This is a genomic window from Amycolatopsis sp. (genome assembly GCF_035276945.1).
Lineage (GTDB): Bacteria > Actinomycetota > Actinomycetes > Mycobacteriales > Pseudonocardiaceae > Amycolatopsis_E.
In genome coordinates, this window is the sequence record NZ_DATELF010000154.1 from 46,887 (window position 1) to 66,563 (window position 19,677).

Here is a 19,677-nt window from a genome sequence, read left to right on the forward strand (position 1 = left end):
CGTCATGCCGGCCAGCGCGGCGGTCGGCGAGTCGTGCCAGCCGTAGGCGAAGGTCTGCGGCGCGCGGCAGCGCGTGGTGGTCGACTCCGCTCATCCAGTCCTGCCCGGAAAGCCGGGCGAGGGTGGTGCGCTCCTCCCCGGTCAGTTCGGGAAGACCGTCTCTGGCGGGGAAGCCGAGTCCGCTGATGACGTACACGCCGCGGCCGGCCGATCACGGCACGTCGTCCGGGTCGGCCTGGGGGAAGGACTCCAGGTCGGGCCCTGTCCTGTGATCATCCGCGCGCGGTGCGGCACGCCTCCGCGAAACTGTCGGGGGCGCGAGCTAGGCTAGCCATCCAGTCGCGGTCGCCACTTATGGGGAGGTTTTCGCTGGTGTCGAACGATTCCTTCGTCCACCTGCATGTGCACACCGAGTACTCGATGCTCGATGGTGCGGCGAAGATCGCCCCGCTGTTCGCCGAGGCGAAGCGCCTCGAGATGCCCGCCGTCGGCATGACCGACCATGGCAACATGTACGGGGCCGACGAGTTCTACCAGCAGTCGCGCAAGGCCGGGCTGAAACCGATCATCGGGATCGAGGCGTACCTGGCGCCGGAGAGCCGGTTCCACAAGAAACCCGTGTTCTGGGGGCAGAGCAACCAGCGCGGCGCCGACGAGTACGGCGAGGGTGGCGACGTCTCCGGTGGCGGTGCCTACACGCACATGACGATGCTGGCGGCGAGCGCGACGGGCCTGCGGAACCTGTTCAAGCTGTCCTCGCTGGCCAGCATCCAGGGCTACTACCGCAAGCCCCGGATGGACCGCGAACTGGTCGCCGAGCACCATGAGGGGATCATCGCCACCACCGGCTGCCCGTCCGGCGAGGTGCAGACCCGGCTCCGGCTGGGCCAGCGGGCCGAGGCGATCCAGGCGGCGTCGGACTACCGGGACCTCTTCGGCGCGGACAACTTCTTCCTCGAGCTGATGGACCACGGGCTGCCGATCGAGCGGTCGGTGCGCGAGGGCCTGCTCGAGATCGGCGCCAAGCTCGGCCTGAAACCCTTGGCCACCAACGACTCGCACTACGTGACCAAGGACCAGGCCGATTCGCACTCGGCGCTGCTGTGCGTGCAGTCCGGCAAGACGCTCAACGATCCCAACCGGTTCAAGTTCGACGGTGACGGCTACTTCCTGAAGTCCGCCGCGGAGATGCGTGAGTACTGGGACGCCGAGGTGCCCGGCGCGGCCGACAACACGCTGCTGATCGCCGAGCGGGTCGAGTCGTACGAGGACGTCTACACCCACAAGGACCGGATGCCGGTCTTCGACGTGCCCGAGGGGCACGACGAGGCGAGCTGGCTGCGGCACCAGGTGATGGAAGGGCTCAAGTGGCGCTTCCCCGACGGCATACCCGAGGGGTACGTCGAGCGGTGCGAGTTCGAGCTCGACGTGATCGTGCAAAAGGGCTTTCCCGCCTACTTCCTCATCGTGGCCGACCTGATCCGCCACGCCCGCGAGGTGGGCATCCTGGTCGGTCCGGGCCGTGGCTCGGCCGCGGGCGCCCTGGTCGCGTACGTGCTCGGCATCACGAATTTGGACCCCATTCCGCAGAAGCTGCTGTTCGAACGGTTCCTCAACCCGGAGCGCATGTCGATGCCCGACATCGACATCGACTTCGACGACCGCCGCCGTGGCGAGATGATCCGCTACGCCACGGAGAAGTACGGGGTGGACAAGGTCGCCCAGGTCATCACCTTCGGCACGATCAAGACCAAGGCGGCGATCAAGGACGCCGCGCGCGTGCACTTCGGGCAGCCCGGGTACGCGATCGCGGACAAGATCTCCAAGGCGTTGCCGCCGCCGATCATGGCCAAGGACATCCCGCTGTCGGGCATCGTGGACCCGCAGCACGAGCGGTATGCCGAGGCGTCGGAGGTGCGCTCGCTGATCGAGACCGACGAAGAGGTCTCGACGATCTTCACCACGGCCCGCGGCCTGGAGGGGCTGATCCGCAACGCGGGCGTCCACGCCTGCGCGGTGATCATGTCCAGCGAGCCGCTGACGGACGCCATCCCGGTCTGGCAGCGGGACGACGGCTCCATCATCACCGGCTGGGACTACCCGTCCTGCGAGGCCATCGGCCTGTTGAAGATGGACTTCCTCGGCCTGCGCAACCTCACCGTCATCGGTGACGCCCTGGACAACATCAAGGCCAACCGCGGCGGGGAGATCGACCTCGACCGGCTGGGCCTGGACGACGCCGAGGCCTACAAGCTGCTCGGCCGCGGCGACACGCTCGGCGTTTTCCAGCTCGACGGTGGCGCCATGCGCGACCTGCTCCGCCGTATGCAGCCCACCGGCTTCGAGGACATCGTCGCCGTCCTCGCGCTCTACCGGCCCGGCCCGATGGGCATGAACGCCCACAACGACTACGCCGACCGCAAGAACAACCGGCAGCAGATCAAGCCCATCCATCCGCAACTGGAAGAGCCCCTGAAGGACATCCTGGCCGAGACCTACGGCCTGATCGTCTATCAGGAACAGATCATGCAGATCGCGCAGAAGGTCGCCGGCTACTCGATGGGCCGAGCCGACGTGCTGCGCCGCGCGATGGGCAAGAAGAAGAAGGAGGTCCTGGAAAAGGAGTTCGAGGGCTTCCACGCGGGGATGAAGGCCAGCGACATCGTCCCCGGCGGCTTCTCCGACGAGGCGGTCCGGGCCTTGTGGGACACCATCCTTCCGTTCGCCGGCTACGCGTTCAACAAGAGTCACGCCGCCGCCTACGGCCTGATCGCGTACTGGACGGCCTACCTCAAGGCGAACTACACCGCGGAGTACATGGCCGCCCTGCTGACCTCGGTCGGCGACAACAAGGACAAGTCGGCGGTCTACCTGTCGGAGTGCCGCCGGCTGGGCATCAAGGTGCTGCCGCCGGACGTCAACGAATCGGGGCAGCGGTTCGCCGCGGTCGGGGACGCGATCCGGTTCGGCCTGGGTGCGGTGCGCAACGTGGGCGCGAACGTGGTCGAGTCGATCATCAAGACCCGCACGGAAAAGGGGAAGTACGCCTCGTTCACCGATTTCCTGGACAAGTCGGAGCTGGTGGCCTGCAACAAGCGCGTGATCGAGTCGCTGATCAAGGCCGGCGCGTTCGACTCGCTGGGCAGCACCAGGCTGTCGATGATCCAGGTGCACGAGGACGCGGTCGACGCGGTGGTCCCGCTCAAGCGACAGGAGGCGATGGGCCAGTTCGACCTGTTCGGCGCCGCGGACGAGACAGCCGACGTCGGCAACTCGTCCTCGCCGCTGGCGCATCTGAAGTTCGGCGAGGAGGAGTGGCCGCGAAAGCAGTTGCTGGGCTACGAGCGGGAGATGCTGGGCCTGTACGTGTCGGCGCATCCGCTGGACGGCGCCGAGCGGATCCTGCGCAAGCACGCCCCGCGGCCCATCGCGGCCATTCTGGACAACCCGCCCAGGGAAGGCGAACTGGTGGTGTCCGGGCTGATCACCTCGCTGGAGCGCCGGGTGAACAAGAAGGGGGAGCCCTGGGCGATCTGCACCGTCGAGGATATGGACGCCGCCCTGGAAGTGCTGTTCTTCCCCAAGGCTTACACCATGTTCGCCGCGGACCTGATCGAGGACAATGCCGTGCTCGTCAAGGGCAGGGTGAACTGGCGCGAGGACAAGATGTCGGTCTTCGGCGGGGGACTGGTGCCGCTGGACCTGTCCGAGGTGGGCGACGGTGATGACGAACCTCCGCTCGTGCTCCACTGCGCGGCCGAGAAACTGGACAAGAGCGTGGTCGGCGAACTCAAGCAGACCTTGTTGGCACATAAGGGAGAAACGCCAGTCCGGCTCAAGCTGATCGGCAGGCAGCGGGAGACGGTGTTCGCGCTTTACGACTATCCGGTGAAAGTCACCTCGATGCTGATGGGCGAGTTGAAGGCCATCCCGGGAATCACCGCGGGGACGTGATCATGGCGGCGGCACCGGGTGAGCAACGGTTCGAAGCGCTCGTCGACGAGATGCTTCGGCTGCCAGGTGTCACGCCGCCGAGGCCCAGCCGTGGATTCGGGCGCACGGCACTGCGGGTGAACAACAAGATCTTCGCGATGTTCGTGCGCGGAAACCTGGTGCTGAAGCTGCCGAAAACCCGGGTCGACGAGCTCGTCGCCGCGGGGGAGGGTGTTCGCTTCGACGCGAACAAGGGCACCCCGATGAAGGAGTGGCTCGCCCTGGACCCCGACTCGGACCTGTCCTGGCCCGACCTCGCCCGCGAAGCCCTCGGTTTCGTCGGCGCCCCCTAGTGTCTCGTGATTCTGTGTAGTTTACGTGGGGGTGACCAGTCATGGTATTGACTGGGCCGGTGGAGCTGACGACGCGGGAACGCGGCGAGTTGCAGGCCCTGGTGCATCTACCAGACCACGGCGCGCTCGTACTGGCTCTCCGCGTCTTGTCGGCCCGATCGGCGGGCGTCGCCACCGTGACGAGTTGAGTTTCGGCTACCTCCTCGACCTGGTGAAGCCTGATGAAGGAGGTGCAGGCTGAGGTAGCAGCACTCGACCGCGCCGTGCCGGAACTGCCGTCACTCGGCGTCGCGGGGAAATCCGGGTGTGACCGGAACGGCGCCAGCAGTTCCTGGATGACTTCCGGAGCATGTTGCAGGACCTGTCCACCCGCTACGGCGGCGTGGAAGGCGACGCCTTCAAGCTGGCCGTGGCCTGGTATCCGAAGGAAGGACCCGATGAGTGGGGCAAGCCTGCCTGGGGCACGGCACTTCTCGACACTGCGAAGGTACATTCCAGTGTGGCCCATTGCCTGTCCGATGGTGAGCACCTCCTGGGTGTCAACGGCGGCTGTGCGTCGAGATCTTCGGAAATCCGGTTGATCCGGCGATCCTGCTGATCGGTGGGGCTTGTTTTGACCGGTCGGGGCACGACGTGTGGAAGGCGTTGTGGGAGGCGTTCGTGCCGGCGCTGGTCCGGTCCACAGCGAGTGGTCGGCCGATGTCACCATGAACAGGTGACGGAACGGCCTTACCAACCCGACCACGACGTTGGAAGGCCCTCGCGGTCACACTCGCGGCCGGCTTCGTGATGCTCGAGGTCGACGCCGAGATGATCAAGGACCGGGCTGGGCTGTTGCTGATCAGCGACAAGGGCTTCGCCGCGAAAACCTTCGAACGATCACTGTCCGAACAGGGCATCACGCTCCTGCGTCCCTCCCGCAAGAAGGAGGTCCTGCGGGCGGGCGAACCGATGCTGAACAAGGTCCGCCAGCTCATCGAATCCGTCAACGACACCCTCAAGGGCCAACTCGACCTCGAACAACACGGCGCCCGCAGCATCGAAGGCATCGGCGCCCGCATCGCCCAACGCCTACTGGCCCTCAGCGCAGCGATCTGGCACAACTTCCGCACCAGCCAGCCAGTCACCCGCTCACTCACCGCCTACGATCACTGATCGTATTCAGACCTACTCGTCTAGTCGTGGCGCGACTGCTGCAGGGGTACGCGGCCGGGTTGCTCACCCCGCAGAACACCGGGCTCATCCAGGACCTGTTCCGCGGCGCCGAGCGCGGCCGCGCGTTCGGCTTGTTCGGTGCCATGATCGGGGTCTCCACGGCGGTCGGTCCGGTGCTGGGCGGGCTGGTCATCACCGCGTTCGGTCCCGAGGAGGGCAGGCGGTGGGTGTTCTACGCCAGGGGCGCTGGCCTTTGTGCTGGCGATGCGGCTGGGGCCGCCAGTCGCGGGGTGCTCCGTGCGGCTGGCCTCGGAAATCTCGACGATCGACTTCGTGGGCATCCTGTTACTCGGACTGGCTGTGCTGGGCGTGCTGCTGCCGCTGGTGGAGGCGGAGCAGGACGGGTTGCGCAGGCTGTGGTGGCTGTTCGCCGTCGCGGCGGTGTTCGGGTTCGCGTTCGTCGTGTGGGAGCAGCGAACCGCGCGCGCCGGACGCCCGCCCGTGATGGACGTCCGGCTGTTCACCTCGACGCCCGGTTACGCGTCGGGTGCCCTGCTCGGTGCGCCCTACTTCTGCGGATTCGCCGGGCTCTGGCTGGTGTTCGCGTTGTTCTTCCAGCAGGGGTGGGGTATTCGCCGCTGCAGTCGGGGCTGGCGGTGACGCCGTTCGCGATCGGATCGTCGATCGCCTCGGCGGTCGCGGGCAGGCTCGTCGCACGCTGGGGCCGGGCCCTGACGCTGGCCGGGCTGGTCCTGGTCGTCGCCGGCCTGACCGTGGTGGCGCTGCTGGCCTGGCTGGCGCCCAGCGAGAATTTCGGCATCCTCGCCGCCCTTCCGCTGCTCGCCGCGGGTGTCGGCGGGGGCATGGTGATCTCCCCGAACACCGCGCTCACTCTGGAATGCGTGCCGACCGCCATGGTCGGGGTCGCCGGTGCCGCGCTCCAGACCGGCCAGCGGATCGGCACCGTGATCGATACCGCGGTGCTGGCGGGTCTACCGGATGGTCGCCTCGGACACGCGTGCCGTCTCGGTGGCGCTCGCGGCGGCGATGGCGCGCGCCATCACGTTCCTCCTCGTGGCGCTGGCCTTGCCGAACTCCGGGCCCGACGGGCACGACAATCAGCTACTGAACGTCACTCTTGCTGCTCCATCCGAGTGAGAGCTTTCGGCACCTGCTGGTTATCAGACCGCAAAGCCGGTAAATCTTGTCTGGTCTTCGCGGCACCTCGCTACGGAAAGTGGTGGTCGGACGCCGTGATCCGGGGATGGGATCACGAACCGGCCGGATCCCTCCGCAGCGCCGCCGGCGGCTGCGGGGGACCGTACGGCGGAACACGCGAAGGCCCTGCCCGGGCGGACCTGGACGAGGGAGAGCCAGGCCCGCCCGGGTCCCAGCGCTGGAGCGACTCGCGGTGCGGGTGGCGGCGCAAACTGCCTGCCCGGACGGCGTCGTCTGGGTTCCGCGACCCGCACCGCCACGCAAACGCTTTCAAGACAGTCTTCAGTTCAGGGCGCTGCCCTTTTGCCACTGGTCCCAGGAGAGCGACCAGTCGCCGTAGAGGTCCCAGAGCGGGAGTTGTGGTCCGCCAGAGTTGGTCACCTCGACCACGTCACCGAGACCGAGGTTGTTGAAGAACCACTCCGCGTTCGCCTCGTTCAGGTTGATGCAGCCGTGTGAGACGTTCGTGTTGCCCTGGGCGCCCACGCTGTTCGGGTTCTCGTGCACGAACTCGCCGTCGTTGGAGATCCGCTCGGACCAGTACTCGTCCGAGCGGTACCAGCCCGGCTGGCCCTGACAGACGCCGTAGGTGCAGGAGTCCATGGTGTACTTCTGCGCCTTGAACGAGATCACGTGCGGGCCGAGGTGAGTCGGGGTGGAGTCCTTCCCCAGCGAGATCGCCATGGACTTCACCATCTGTCCATTGTGGAAGATCTGCATCTGCTCGGTGTTGCCGTCCGCCTTGGCAATCCAGGAATCGTGCACGCGATACGTCTCGGTGCGATCCTCGGCGCCGTAGACGCCGTTGCCGAAATCGACCCCGTAGATTTTCGCGCTCACCGTCAGCGTGGTGCCTGCCTGCCAGTATTCCTTGGGCCGGTAGTGCACGTTCTTGTCGTCGATCCAGTACCAGCCGCCCTGTTGCGGCGGATTGGACACCACCGAAAGCTGCTTTTCCACCGCGGCCTTGTTCTTGACCGGGTAGCTGAACTGGAACACGATCGGCTGGCCGACGCCGACCCCGGTCTGCCCGACGGTCGCCGGTGCCGGGATCAGGTTCGGGTTCGCCTGCTTGGCCGGGGACAGGGTGGTGATCTTGCCCTGCTGCTCGACGGTCTTCCCGGCGCCGTCCACGCCTTTCGCGCTCACCGCGTAGGCGTTGCCGTAGCCCAGGGGTTCCGAGGTGGTCCAGGTCGTCTTGTCGGCGGAAAAGTTGCCGGAAATGGTCTTGTTCTTGCCGGTGTTGGTGACGGTGACGTCGGTCAGGGTGCCGCCCGCCGCCTTGACCACGATCGGCGTGGCCGGGCTGATGTTCGTGGCGTCCGTGGCGGGTGAGATCGACAAGGTCACCGCGGCGCCGGGGGCGGCCGAAGCCTGACCGGCCGCGTTCGAATTGCCACCCGAATCGCTGGAACTGCTGCAGGCCGGCAGGGCGAGCGCGGCGGTCAGTACGGCCGCGATCGCGCTCGATCTGCCACGGGAATGTGAGATCTGCGTGAACAACATGTCGTCTCTTCTGCGGAGGGGGCAGGCGTGGGACGGTTCAAAATACCGCGCTCGACATGACGCGCACCGACCCGGTTTGTTGTCCGCAAGTGGCCGGTGTCACCGGTGCCTAGAGTGCTCTGACTCCCGGCCCCCCGTACAGTCCGGGACCGTCCACGGTCAGTTCGCTCAGGTAGCCGCGGGCCGCGTGGTACGCCTGCACGGTCAGTTCCTCGGTGTGGCTGAAGTCGAGCGGGCTCATCCGGACCGGGGCGGGCCCCGGCAGGTAGACCACCGGTACCTGGGCCGCGGCGATCGGCGCCTCCAGCACCGCCTGGTTTCGCATGCTGACCATGGCGGTGTACATCAGGACCTCGGCGAAGGTCTGCGGCGGCGAGTGCACCTGGCCGGGGAAGGCGCAGTCGAGGACCACCAGCGAGCGCGCGCCCATTTCCAGCGCTTGCCGCATCGGTACGTTGGCGACCAGGCCGCCGTCGTAGAGGAGATGGTCGTCGCTGGCCACCGGTGGGTAGATGCCCGGGATGGCGGCGCTGGCGAGCAAGATCGGCAGCAGTTCGCCGGAGCGGACCAGGAGCGGCTCCGCGGTGTCCACGTCGGTGGCGACCACGCCGAGTGGGACGGCGAGGTCTTCGAACCGCACATCGGGACCGAGGTTGTCGTTGATGATCGCGGCGAGTCCCGTGTTCGGGAACAGGTGGGTCTTGGCGTTGCGCAGCGTGCGCATCTGGCTGAGCAGACCGCCGGGGAAGGCCTCCGGCCTGGTCATGTGCGACCACGTCTTGCGCAGGCGGTCCACCGCGTCAATGGGGTCGAAGGCCAGCATCGCGCCGTTGAGCGAGCCGACGGAGGTGCCGGTCACCAGGTCGGGCCGGACCCCTGCCTCCTCGAGGGCGCGCAGCATGCCGATCTGCATGGCACCCAGGCTGCCACCGCCGCCCAGCACGAAGCCGATCGGGCGGGGGAGGGTCAGTTCGGGCATCGGATGAATGGTCGCGCGAAGGGGCGACCCGCCGCCAGGTGTGGTGAGCCAGATTACCGGAGCGGGTGGCCGGCTGCGGTGAAACATTCGCCGAGAGGGGTTTTCTCGGCGCTACCGATGGGTAACACTGGTGAGTAACTCAGGTCACAAAGACTTGACTCCTCCTGAAGAGGTGCCTCGTGGTTGATCAACCGAAGGTGACGGAGAAGGAAGCTCGGGCGGTCGCCGAGGAAGCGCGGGAAAGTGGCTGGGGCAAGCCGTCCTTCGCCAAGGAGCTCTATCTCGGCCGGTTCCGGCTCGACCTGATCCATCCCTACCCGCGCACCGGCGGGGAAGCCGGCGCCAAGGCCGAGAAGTTCCTCGCCCAGCTGCGCGAGTACTGCCGAACCCTGGACGGCAGCGTGATCGAGCGCGAGGCCCGCATCCCGGACACCTACGTCAAGGGCCTGGCCGAACTCGGCTGTTTCGGCATCAAGATCCCGGAGGCCTACGGCGGGCTCGGCCTCACCCAGGTCGCCTACAACCAGGCGCTGATGCTGGTCGGCTCGGTGCATTCGTCACTCGGCGTGCTGCTTTCGGCGCACCAGTCGATCGGCGTGCCGGAGCCGCTCAAACTGGCGGGAACCCCGGAGCAGAAGGCGAGGTTCCTGCCCCGGTGCGCCAAGGGCGCCGTCACCGCGTTCCTGCTCACCGAGCCCGATGTCGGGTCCGACCCGGCCCGGCTCGCCACCTCCGCGACGCCGACCGAGGATGGCGAAGCCTACGAGCTCGACGGCGTGAAGCTGTGGACCACCAACGGTGTGGTGGCCGAACTGGTCGTGGTGATGGCCCGGGTGCCGAAGTCCGAGGGCCATCGCGGCGGCGTCACGGCGTTCATCGTGGAGATGGACACGCCGGGCATCACCGTCGAGCGGCGCAACTCGTTCATGGGTCTGCGTGGCATCGAGAACGGGGTGACCCGGTTCCACAAGGTCCGGGTGCCGAAGGAGAACGTCGTCGGCGGCGAGGGGCAGGGCCTGCGGATCGCGCTGGCCACGCTGAACACCGGCCGGCTGTCCATTCCGGCGATGTGCGCGGGTGCGGGCAAGTGGGCGCTCAAGATCGCCCGTGAGTGGTCGGCCGTGCGGGTGCAGTGGGGCAAGCCGATCGGCGAGCACGCCGCGGTGGCCAACAAGATCTCCTTCATCGCGGCGACCACGTACGCGTTGGAAAGCGTGCTCGACCTTTCGGCGCATATGGCCGATGAAGGCCGCAACGACATCCGGATCGAGGCCGCGCTGGCGAAGCTCTGGTCCAGCGAAATGGCCTGCAAGCTGGGCGACGAGCTGATGCAGATCCGCGGCGGCCGAGGGTATGAAACGGCGGAATCCCTTGCCGCTCGCGGGGAACGTGCCGTGCCCGTCGAACAGGTGGTGCGGGACCTCAGGATCAACCGGATCTTCGAAGGCTCCACCGAGATCATGCACCTGCTCATCGCACGCGAAGCCGTTGATGCCCACTTGTCCGCGGCCGGCGCGCTCGCCGACACCGAGGCCGATCTGCCGGCGAAGGCGAAGGCGGCGGCGAAGGCCAGCGGATTCTACGCGCGGTGGCTGCCGCAACTCGTCACCGGCAAGGGGCAGTCACCGGCCGCGTTCCGCGAGTTCGGCCGCCTCGCGCCACATCTGCGGTATGTCGAGCGGACGGCCCGCAAGCTGGCCCGTTCCACGTTCTACGGGATGGCGCGCTGGCAGGCCGGGCTGGAGAAGCGGCAGGGCTTCCTCAGCCGGATCGTCGACATCGGCGCCGAACTGTTCGCGATGTCCGCGTCCTGCGTGCGTGCCGAGATGCACCGAACCGAGGACGCGCAGCAGGGCGCGGCCGCCTACGAACTGGCCGACGTGTTCTGCCAGCAGGCGCGGCTGCGGGTCGAGGCACTGTTCGACGCCTTGTGGTCCAACACCGACGACGTCGACTACCGGCTCGCCTCGCGCACCCTCGATGGCCGCTACACCTGGCTGGAGGAAGGCATTTTCGACACCAGCGAAGGCACCGGCCCGTGGATCACCGACTGGCGTCAGGGTGCGTCGGAAGAGCATTCGGTCGCGAGGAGGTTCCTGCCGTCCACGCGGTGACTCACAACCTGCCGTCGACCTTCTTTTTCTTCCACCGGAGGAGGAGGAACACGCCCACCGCGGCGAGCACCCCGACCACGATCAGTCCGCCGGTGCTCAGGATTCCCTCGACCCGCTTCGCCGCCTCCCCGAGCGCGGCCCCGAGGCTGATGTGCAGGGCCGACCAGCACAGCGCCCCGGCGGCCGCGGCGGGGAGGAACTTCGCGAACGGCAGGCCGGAAGTGCCCGCCGCGGCCGGGGTGAGAGTCCTGATCACCGGCAGGAAGCGGGCGAAGAACACCGCCCACGCGCCGCGGCGCTGCAGCACGCCGGTCGCCTTGTCCCAGGCGTCCACGCCGTAGCGGCGGATCATCCTGGTCTCGCGCAACCGCGGCCCCCACCGCCTGCCGATCGCGTAGCCGATCGAGTCGCCGGTGGCGGCGCAAACCGTGACCACCGCCCACAGGATCAGGAACCGCGGCACGGAGTTCACGGTGGTCGCGGCGATCAGCAGGCCCGACTCGCCGGGCGCGAGAAAGCCCAGGCCGATGGTGCACTCCAGGAACACCAGGGCACCGGTGGCGGCGATCAGCGCCGGTTGTGGCAGGCCCTGGAGCCAGTTCAGCACCTCGGTGATCACGTGTTCACCTGGCGAGCAAGCTGGCCGCCTCCTGCGCGGCCGGGCCGGCTTCGGCCAGGTGCGCCAGGTTCTCCGGCAGTTCCTCGCCGCGGTGACGCTTGGTCTGCGCGTAGAGCCTGCCCGCCCGGTAGGAGGACCGGACCAGCGGACCGGCCATCACGCCGGCGAAACCCAGCGTCTCCGCGGTCTTGGCGTGCTCGACGAACTCCTCCGGCCTGACCCACCGGTCCACCGGGTGGTGCCGCACCGAAGGCCGCAGATACTGGGTGATGGTCAGGATCTCGCACCCCGCGTCGAGGAGGTCCCGCATCGCCGGCTCGACCTCTTCCGGGGTCTCGCCCATGCCGAGGATCAGGTTCGACTTGGTCACCAGCCCCGCCTCCCGGGCCATGGTGATGACCCGCAGGGACCGGTCGTACCGGAAGCCGGGGCGGATGCGCTTGAAGATCCGTGGCACCGTCTCGACGTTGTGCGCGAGCACCTCCGGGCGGGCCGAGAACACCTCGGCGAGCTGGCCGGGGTCGGCGTTGAAGTCGGGGATCAGCAGCTCGACACCCGTGCCGGGGTTGAGCGCGTGGACCTGCCGGACCGTTTCGGCGTACAGCCACGCGCCGCCGTCTTCGAGATCGTCGCGGGCCACACCGGTGACGGTGGAGTACCGCAGGCCCATCGCCTGCACGCTCTCGGCTACCCGGCGCGGTTCACCGCGGTCCAGTTCGGCCGGTTTGCCCGTGTCGATCTGGCAGAAGTCACACCGGCGGGTGCACTGGTCGCCGCCGATCAGGAAGGTGGCCTCACGGTCTTCCCAGCACTCGTAGATGTTGGGACAGCCCGCCTCTTCACAGACCGTGTGCAGGCCCTCCCGGCGCACCAGGCCCTTGAGCTCGGTGAATTCCGGGCCCATCCTGGCCCGGGTCTTGATCCAGGACGGCTTCTTCTCGATGGGCGTTTCACTGTTGCGGACCTCGAGCCGCAGCAGTTTCCGACCTTCCGGCACAACAGTCACGGCCCCAGCCTACGCTTCGCCGCCGCGATTCCCGGCAGGCCCACGAGGGGCATCACGGTGCGACGACGCGACCCCGAGCGCGGCTTGCGTCGTCGGGAAACCGGAGCGCTAGGCCGGATCAGGGGCGACGCCGGTCAGCTTCGCCGTCAGCTGCCACAGCCCCGAGCCGGTGCGCCGGTCCAGTGCCGGGGCCTGCGGCCGCACGATCACCGGGTAGCCGCGCATCCCGCCGAGGCTGCCCGGGCCGATGTAGTCGCCGCCGTTGACCCCGGGCGCGGTCGCCGCGTACAGCTGGGGCAGCGCGCCCGTCGTGACCTTCTGGGCGAACACCATCTCGCCGAGCCGAGTCGCGGTGTTGATCACCGTGCTCAGCAGCCGGTTCGGGTACGAGCGGGCCATCGCCCCGCCGAGTCCCGTCGCGGTGTACCCCGGGTGCGCGGCCACGCTGACGATGTCCTCACCGGTGGCCCGCAGCCTGCGGTCCAGTTCCATCGCGAACACCTGGTTGGCGAGCTTGGCCTGGCTGTAGGCGGTGCCGGGCTGGTAACGCCGGTGCTCGAAGTTCGGGTCGTCGAGGTCGACCCTGCCGCCACGGGCGGCGAGGCTGGACAGGGTCACGACCCTGGCTTCCCCGGCGCCGCGCAGCGCGGGCATGAGCAGCCAGGTCAGGGCCGCGTGGCCGAGATGGTTGGTGCCGAACTGGAGCTCGAACCCGTCCTTGGTGAGGTTCTTGGGCGTGGCCATCACGCCGGCGTTGTTCATCAGGACGTCGAGCTTGTCGCCGGTCAGCTCACGAACGTGCGCGGCGGCCTGGCGGACGGAGTCGAGGTCGGCGAGGTCGAGCGGGACGAGGGTGGCGCCGCGGACCGATCGCGCGGCCCGCTCGCCGCGCTCACGGGAACGGCAGGCGAGCAGGACGTGGGCGCCCTTGCCGGCGAGCACCTTGGCGCTTTGCAGGCCGAGCCCGGAGTTAGCACCGGTGATCAGCACTGTGCGGCCGGACTGGTCCGAGATTTCGGCGTCGGTCCACTTCGTCATGTACCGATCCTAGTGCGACGCGAAACCTTTTCACGAAGGGTGTCGGGTGCTCGGCATCCGCAGCAGGCGGCCGACCGGGCCGGATCTCCTGGCCGTGGCGTAACAGCGCTTCGAACGCGGCGCCGACCCTGGTGACCTCGTCGGTCGGCTCGGCCGCGTCCGCGAGGCCCGCGGTGACCGCGAGCGTCCGCTGCTGGGCCTGGTGAACTCCGTGGAGCGCCGGGTGGTCGTCGTGGGCGTCGAGGACCGCGCGCAGGGTCTGGTTGTCCCGGACGGCCCGGCGCCAGGCGCGGGTGACGGCCGCGACGTGGTCGCAGTCGTCGGTGACCTCGGCCCGCAGGTAGCCCGCGAGCACCTGCCGCCACTTGTAGTGCAGTGCCAGCAGGAGGTTCTCCTCGCTGCCGAAGACGTCTTGCGCGCCGGAGATCTCGGCGAAGGGCAGCGGCCCCTCGGGGGCGTGGCGGGCGCGGCGCAGGACGGACTCGGTGACGTCGCGCCGTCGGTAGAAGTCGTTCCAGCTCATGTGGCCTCCCCGGTTGTGGCGCTGGCCATACTGAAGGTTTTCTGCATACCGTCGGTATGTTCCCGACATGGCCAACATACCACGGGTATGTCCTGATCACCCTGACGTAAGCTGTGAGGGTGGCGACAACGCGGTCCAGGCGGCTCGACTATTCCGAGTCCACCCGATCTGCCCTTGTGAACAGCGCGATCGAGCTGTTCACGAAACGGGGCTACGCGGGCACCTCGCTGGACGAGGTCGCCGGGCGGGCCAGGGTCACCAAAGGTGCGCTGTACCACCATTTCCGCGGTAAGCAGGCGCTGTTCGAGGCGGCATTCGAGAAGGTGGAAAGCCAGGTTTTCGGCCGCCTGGAAGAAATCATGCGCGGGCCGCAGCCGCCCTGGGACCGCGCGCTGCTCGGTCTGCGCGAATTCATTTCCAGCTGTCTCGACCCGGCGTACCAGCGGATCGCGATTCACGAGGCGCCGGTGGTGATGGGCTGGGAACGCTGGCGGGAAGCCGAGGACCGGGCCTCCTTCGGGCTGATCCGTACCAACCTGGAAAACCTCATCGAGGCCGGCGAGCTGGCTGGGAACACTCCGGTGGAGGTCACCTCGCGGTTGCTGTTCGGCGCGCTTTCCGCCGCCGCCACGGAGATCGCGAGTTCCCCGGACCCGAGGCGCGTCGGCGCCGAAGTCGAGACGGTGATCGTCCAGTTGCTGAACCGCGTTCGCGAACGTGGCTAGGCTGGGGGTGTGGACTTCCGGATCTTCACCGAACCTCAGCAGGGCGCGAGCTACGACGATTTGCTCCGCGTCGCGAAAATGACCGAAAGTGCCGGTTTCGACGCGTTCTTCCGGTCCGACCATTTCCTGAAGATGGGCGGGGTGTCCGGCCTGCCGGGCCCGACGGACGCCTGGATCACGCTGGCCGGCCTGGCCAGGGAGACCTCCCGGATCCGGCTGGGCACCCTGGTCACCGCGGCCACCTTCCGGCACCCGTCGGTGCTGGCGATCTCCGTGGCGCAGGTGGACCAGATGTCCGGCGGCCGGGTCGAACTCGGTCTCGGCTCCGGCTGGTACGACGCCGAGCACCGCGCGTACGGGATCTCGCTGTACGAACTGGGCGAGCGGTTCGACCGCTACGCCGAGCAACTGGAGATCGTCACGGGCCTGTGGGAGACACCGGCCGGGCAAACTTTCTCCTTCGCCGGCAAGTACTACCAGTTGGAGGAAGCGCCGGGGTTGCCGAAGCCCGCGCAGTCGCCGCGCCCGCCGGTGATCATCGGCGGTGGCGGCAAGAAGCGGACGCCCGCGCTGGCGGCCAGGTTCGCCAACGAGTTCAACATCGCCTTCGTCGACCAGGAGACCGCGGTCGCGCAGCTCGGGCGGTTGGCGGACGCGGCGCGCGCGGTGGGCCGGGACCCGGAGGAGATCGTCCGCTCCACCGCTCAGGTCGTGTGTGTCGGCCGCGACGAGGCCGCGCTCGCCCGTCGTGCGGGGGTGATCGGCCGTGAGGTGGCCGAGCTGCGCCAGAACGGCCTGGCCGGGTCGCCCGCGGAGGTCGTCGACAAGATCGGGCGGTACCGCGAGGCGACCGGGATCTCCCGGGTCTACTTCCAGGTGCTCGACCTGACCGACCTCGACCACGTGGAACTGATCGCGGCCGAAGTCACCTCGCAGCTGTCGTGATTTCCCGGGGCCGCCTCCGCCGGGCGGCCCCGAGTCAGGAAGACACCGTGGCGGGCCGGGGGAGCCAGTGGTCCCGGACCGGGAGGTCACCTTCCAGGGCGGCGAGGACGGCGTCGCGGGTCGGCGGCAGGGCCTCGGCGACGGGGACATCACGGCCCAGTTCGAAGGCCAGCGAGGTGGTCCCGACATCGCGGATCCCGCACGGGATGATCTTGCCGAACGCCGACAGGTCCGCGTTGCAGTTCAGCTCGAAGCCGTGCATGGTCACGCCGCGTTGCACGCGGATGCCGATCGCGGCGATCTTGCGCTCCGGCCCCCGGTCGTCGGCGGGCACCCACACGCCGCTGCGGCCCTCGACCCGGCCGGTGCGCACGCCGAACCCCTGGCACACGTGGATCAGCGCCTCTTCCAGCCGCCGCACGTAGTGCACGACGTCGATCGGGTCGCCCAGCTTGACGATCGGGTAGCCGACCAGCTGTCCCGGTCCGTGCCAGGTGATCCGGCCGCCGCGGTCGACGTCGATCACCTGGCTGCCGTCGACCGGGCGGTCTTCGGGCTCGGTCCGCTTGCCGGCCGTGTACACCGAGGGGTGCTCCAGCAGCAGCATCGTGTCCGGCCCCTCGCCGTCGGCGCGGGCGTTGGCGTGTCGGCGTTGCAGCTCCCACGCTTCGAGGTAGTCGATCGTGCCGATCGAGCGGACGTCCACGGGGTCGGTGGTGGCGCGGCAGGAAGAAGCACTCACGAAGAGCAAGGCTACGCCGAGCCAGTCACGGCCGGCACGGGTCCAGGAAGCAACCTCACAGTGGCGGCGACGGGCAACCCGACCCCGAGCACGCCGAGCACCGCGCCGATCGTGTCGGTCAGCCAGTGCACGCCCAGCACCAGCCGGGTCACCGCGACCATCGCGGTGATGATCGCGGAGACGACGGCCACCCGACGGGTCACGCGGGATGCCAGCCACACGCACAGCAGGACCGCGGCGAAACCGGTGCTCGCCGCCGCCACGACGTGCCCGCTCGGGTAGCTGAACTGCGCGTACTCGCGGGGCCGGACGCGGGCGAAGAGTTCCTTCCCTGCCGTGCTGATCAGGCGGCACGGCAGGACAACCAGCAGCACCCGCGCGAGGACCAGCAACTCCCGCCGCAACCCGCGATGCCAGCACCACACGCACGCGACCAGCAGCGCCATCGCGAACACGTCCGGTACCACGATGCCGAACGCGTCGCTGACCACCGTCGTGACCTGTCCGGTCGTGCCCCGCCACAGCCCCTGGAACGCAGCGGCCACAGCCAGATCGACCGCCAGCGGCTGCCCGGCGACCGTGATGCCCAAAGCCACGAACAGCGCGAACAGCACCCCGCCGAGCGTGAGCCATCGAGTCAAAGCGCGGCCGTCAGCGCGCGGTCGATGTCGGTGTCGGCGAAGGCGAATCCGGCCTTCTCCAGCACCTGCGGCACCGCCCGGATCGAGACCAGCGCGAGTTCGTCGGCGGCCTCGCCGAGCACGATCCGGAGCGCGTCCGCCGGGACCCACCACGGCGCCGGGCGGTGCAGCGCGCGGGCCAGCGTGCGGGTGAACTCCGCGTTGGTGACCGGGTCGGGCACGCAGAGGTTGACCGGCCCGGACAGCGTCTCGTGCTCGACGAGGAACAGGATCGCCGCGACCTCGTCGCGCAGGCTGATCCAGGGCATGTACTGCTTGCCGCCCCCGAGCCTGCCCCCGAGCCCGATTCGAAACAGAGGTTTCAGTGGCTTCAACAGGCCGCCTGGGCCGAGCACGATCCCGGTGCGCAGCAGCACCACCCTCGCGCCCGCACGAGAAGCCGTCGCCGTCGCGCCTTCCCAGTTCTCGCACAGCCCGGCCAGGAAGCCCTGCCCGCGAGGACACGACTCATCGACGACGGTCTCCCCGGTGTCGCCGTAGAAGTTGATGCCGGACGCGTTGATCAGGGACGGGACGCCGCGCTCGGCCACCGCTTCGGCGAGTACTTCGGTCGGCTCCACCCGGCTGTCGGAGATCATCTGTTTCCGTGCCGCGCTCCAGCGCATGCCGACGGGGTAGCCGCACAGGTTGATCACGGTGTCGACGCCGTCCAGTGCGTGTTCGTCGATCCGGCCCGCCGGCGGGTCCCACGAGTACTCCCCGGCCGCGCGGGCCTCCCGCCGGACGAGCCGCCGCACGTTGTGCCCGGCCTCGCGCAGAGCGGTCACCAGCGGTGTGCCGATGAGCCCACTCGCCCCGGCGATCAGTACTCGCATAGCTCGATCGTTGCTCACCACGCGGCGTTACGCACCCCCGGACCCGGTAAGCGACGGATCCGGGGGCGCGTGTGCCAGGAAACTCGGGCTATAGGCCGTTTTCAAGCGGCGGAGCAGCCGGCTTGCACCGCTACCCGCACCACATCCCTTTTTTCAGAGACCGAGTTCGTCTTCGAAACGGCCCTCTTCGAGGCGGTGCTTGACCGTGGTGAGGAAGCGGCCCGCGTCCGCGCCGTCGATCAGGCGGTGGTCGTAGGTGAGCGCCAGGTAGGCCATGGAGCGGATGGCGATGGTGTCCTCGCCGTCGGGACCGGTCACCACGACCGGCCGCTTCACCACCGCGCCGACGCCCAGGATCCCGGACTGCGGCTGGTTGATGATCGGCGTGTCGAACAGGGCGCCGTTACTGCCCAGGTTGGTCACCGTGAAGGTGCCGCCGGACAGCTCGTCCGGCCTGGCCTTGTTGGCCCTGGTGCGCGCCGCCAGGTCGGCGATGCGGGTGGCCAGGCCGGCCAGGTTGAGCTCACCCGCGTTGTGGATGACCGGGGAGAGCAGGCCCTTCTCGGTGTCCACCGCGACCGCGAGGTGCTCGTCGCCGAAGTAGGTGATCTCCTTGGTTTCCTCGTTGAAGTAGGCGTTGACGTTCGGGTGCTGCTTGAGCGCCTCGATCGTCGCCTTGGCGAAGAACGGTAGGAAGGTCAACTTCACGCCCTCGCGCTCGAGGAACTGCTGCTTCGCCCGTTGACGCAGCTTGGCCACCCTGGTCATGTCCACCTCGAAGACCTGGGTGAGCTGCGCGGAGGTCTGCAGCGACTCGCGGGTGCGCTGCGCGATCAGCTGGCGGATCCGGCTGGCCTTCTGCACCGAGCCGCGCAGGGCGGACAGGTCCGGCGAGACCGGGGCGGGCGTGCTCGGCCGGGCGGCCGGGGCAGCCGCTGCGGGAGCGGCCTGCTCCTTCTGCTTCGCTTCGGCCGCGGCCAGCACGTCCTGCTTGCGGATCCGCCCACCCACACCGCTGCCGGTGAGGGCGGACAGGTCGATCCCGTGCTCGGTGGCCAGCTTGCGGACCAGTGGCGTGACATACGGGGCGCTCCCGTTGCCTTCGGCCTCCTGGCTCGCGGCCGGTGCGGGCGCGGCGGGCGCGGGTGCCGGCTTGGGGGGTTCCGGTGCCGGCGCGGGCTTGGGTGGCTCCGGGACGGGAGCCGGTTTGGGCTCCGGCGCCGGTTGCGCGGCGGCCGGCTGGGGCGCGGGCCTGGCCCGGCTCGGTCCGCTCCTCCCACCGCAGCTTCGACTGCAGAAACGTGC

Annotated in this window: 16 protein-coding genes and 2 pseudogenes; 8 read left to right on the plus strand and 10 right to left on the minus strand. The window is 68.6% G+C overall.

What is annotated here, in order from left to right:
• Positions 1–372 precede the first annotated feature (372 nt).
• The 5 genes and pseudogenes from dnaE to VJT49_RS27990 all read left to right on the plus strand — a co-directional run.
• Complete coding sequence (gene dnaE, locus VJT49_RS27970; protein ID WP_324167924.1) at positions 373–3,954, plus strand: DNA polymerase III subunit alpha; 3,582 nt, start codon at positions 373–375, stop codon at positions 3,952–3,954.
• A 2-nt stretch (positions 3,955–3,956) separates the two neighbouring features.
• A complete protein-coding gene (locus tag VJT49_RS27975; RefSeq protein ID WP_324167925.1) occupies positions 3,957–4,286 on the plus strand; it encodes a hypothetical protein in 330 nt (109 codons plus the stop codon).
• A gap of 349 nt (positions 4,287–4,635) precedes the next feature.
• Positions 4,636–4,884 (plus strand): hypothetical protein, encoded by a 249-nt coding sequence (locus VJT49_RS27980; RefSeq protein ID WP_324167926.1) that lies wholly within the window; start codon positions 4,636–4,638, stop codon positions 4,882–4,884.
• A gap of 191 nt (positions 4,885–5,075) precedes the next feature.
• A pseudogene (locus VJT49_RS27985) lies at positions 5,076–5,441 on the plus strand (transposase); the annotation flags it as partial.
• A 14-nt stretch (positions 5,442–5,455) separates the two neighbouring features.
• Positions 5,456–6,574 (plus strand): annotated as a pseudogene (locus VJT49_RS27990) (MFS transporter); the annotation flags it as partial.
• 367 nt (positions 6,575–6,941) lie between these two features.
• Here the strand turns inward: VJT49_RS27990 and VJT49_RS27995 are convergent.
• Both VJT49_RS27995 and VJT49_RS28000 read right to left on the minus strand, forming a co-directional pair.
• Positions 6,942–8,165 carry a L,D-transpeptidase gene (locus tag VJT49_RS27995; RefSeq protein WP_324167927.1) on the minus strand — a complete coding sequence of 408 codons (1,224 nt, stop codon included), beginning with the start codon at positions 8,163–8,165 and terminating at the stop codon, positions 6,942–6,944.
• 109 nt (positions 8,166–8,274) lie between these two features.
• Complete coding sequence (locus VJT49_RS28000; protein ID WP_324167928.1) at positions 8,275–9,144, minus strand: patatin-like phospholipase family protein; 870 nt, start codon at positions 9,142–9,144, stop codon at positions 8,275–8,277.
• Positions 9,145–9,323: 179 nt separating this feature from the next.
• Here VJT49_RS28000 and VJT49_RS28005 point away from each other — a divergent pair, with 179 nt between their 5' ends.
• Positions 9,324–11,258, plus strand: coding sequence for an acyl-CoA dehydrogenase family protein (locus VJT49_RS28005; RefSeq protein WP_324167929.1), 1,935 nt, complete (start codon positions 9,324–9,326; stop codon positions 11,256–11,258).
• Between the two features lies 1 nt (position 11,259).
• Here the strand turns inward: VJT49_RS28005 and VJT49_RS28010 are convergent, their stop codons facing one another.
• From VJT49_RS28010 to VJT49_RS28025, 4 genes are all read right to left on the minus strand, one after another.
• A complete protein-coding gene (locus VJT49_RS28010) occupies positions 11,260–11,877 on the minus strand; it encodes a DedA family protein (RefSeq protein ID WP_324167931.1) in 618 nt (205 codons plus the stop codon).
• Between the two features lie 4 nt (positions 11,878–11,881).
• Entirely contained in the window at positions 11,882–12,883 is a 1,002-nt protein-coding gene (gene lipA / locus VJT49_RS28015) for a lipoyl synthase (protein ID WP_324167933.1), read from the minus strand.
• 108 nt (positions 12,884–12,991) lie between these two features.
• Positions 12,992–13,921, minus strand: a complete 930-nt coding sequence (locus tag VJT49_RS28020) for an oxidoreductase (RefSeq protein ID WP_324167934.1) — start codon at positions 13,919–13,921, stop codon at positions 12,992–12,994.
• On the minus strand, positions 13,854–14,444 hold the full coding sequence (locus VJT49_RS28025; protein ID WP_324167935.1) for a hypothetical protein: 591 nt from the start codon (positions 14,442–14,444) through the stop codon (positions 13,854–13,856). Before VJT49_RS28025 ends, VJT49_RS28020 begins: the two co-directional genes overlap by 68 nt.
• 113 nt (positions 14,445–14,557) lie before the next feature.
• On the opposite strand from VJT49_RS28025, the gene VJT49_RS28030 reads away from it, so the two are divergent.
• Together VJT49_RS28030 and VJT49_RS28035 are read left to right on the plus strand one after the other, a co-directional pair.
• Positions 14,558–15,169, plus strand: a complete 612-nt coding sequence (locus VJT49_RS28030; RefSeq protein WP_324167936.1) for a TetR/AcrR family transcriptional regulator — start codon at positions 14,558–14,560, stop codon at positions 15,167–15,169.
• 9 nt (positions 15,170–15,178) lie between these two features.
• Positions 15,179–16,114 (plus strand): LLM class F420-dependent oxidoreductase, encoded by a 936-nt coding sequence (locus VJT49_RS28035; protein WP_324167937.1) that lies wholly within the window; start codon positions 15,179–15,181, stop codon positions 16,112–16,114.
• Positions 16,115–16,148: 34 nt separating this feature from the next.
• On the opposite strand, the gene lipB is transcribed toward VJT49_RS28035, so the two are convergent.
• From lipB to sucB, 4 genes are all read right to left on the minus strand, one after another.
• Complete coding sequence (gene lipB / locus VJT49_RS28040; protein WP_324167938.1) at positions 16,149–16,856, minus strand: lipoyl(octanoyl) transferase LipB; 708 nt, start codon at positions 16,854–16,856, stop codon at positions 16,149–16,151.
• Between the two features lie 11 nt (positions 16,857–16,867).
• A complete protein-coding gene (locus VJT49_RS28045; protein WP_324167939.1) occupies positions 16,868–17,497 on the minus strand; it encodes a phosphatase PAP2 family protein in 630 nt (209 codons plus the stop codon).
• Positions 17,494–18,372, minus strand: a complete 879-nt coding sequence (locus tag VJT49_RS28050) for a TIGR01777 family oxidoreductase (RefSeq protein ID WP_324167940.1) — start codon at positions 18,370–18,372, stop codon at positions 17,494–17,496. The genes VJT49_RS28045 and VJT49_RS28050 overlap by 4 nt, the downstream gene beginning before the upstream one ends.
• Before the next feature lie 153 nt (positions 18,373–18,525).
• The coding region (gene sucB / locus VJT49_RS28055) for a 2-oxoglutarate dehydrogenase, E2 component, dihydrolipoamide succinyltransferase (RefSeq protein ID WP_324167941.1) at positions 18,526–19,677 on the minus strand (1,152 nt) is incomplete at its 5' end.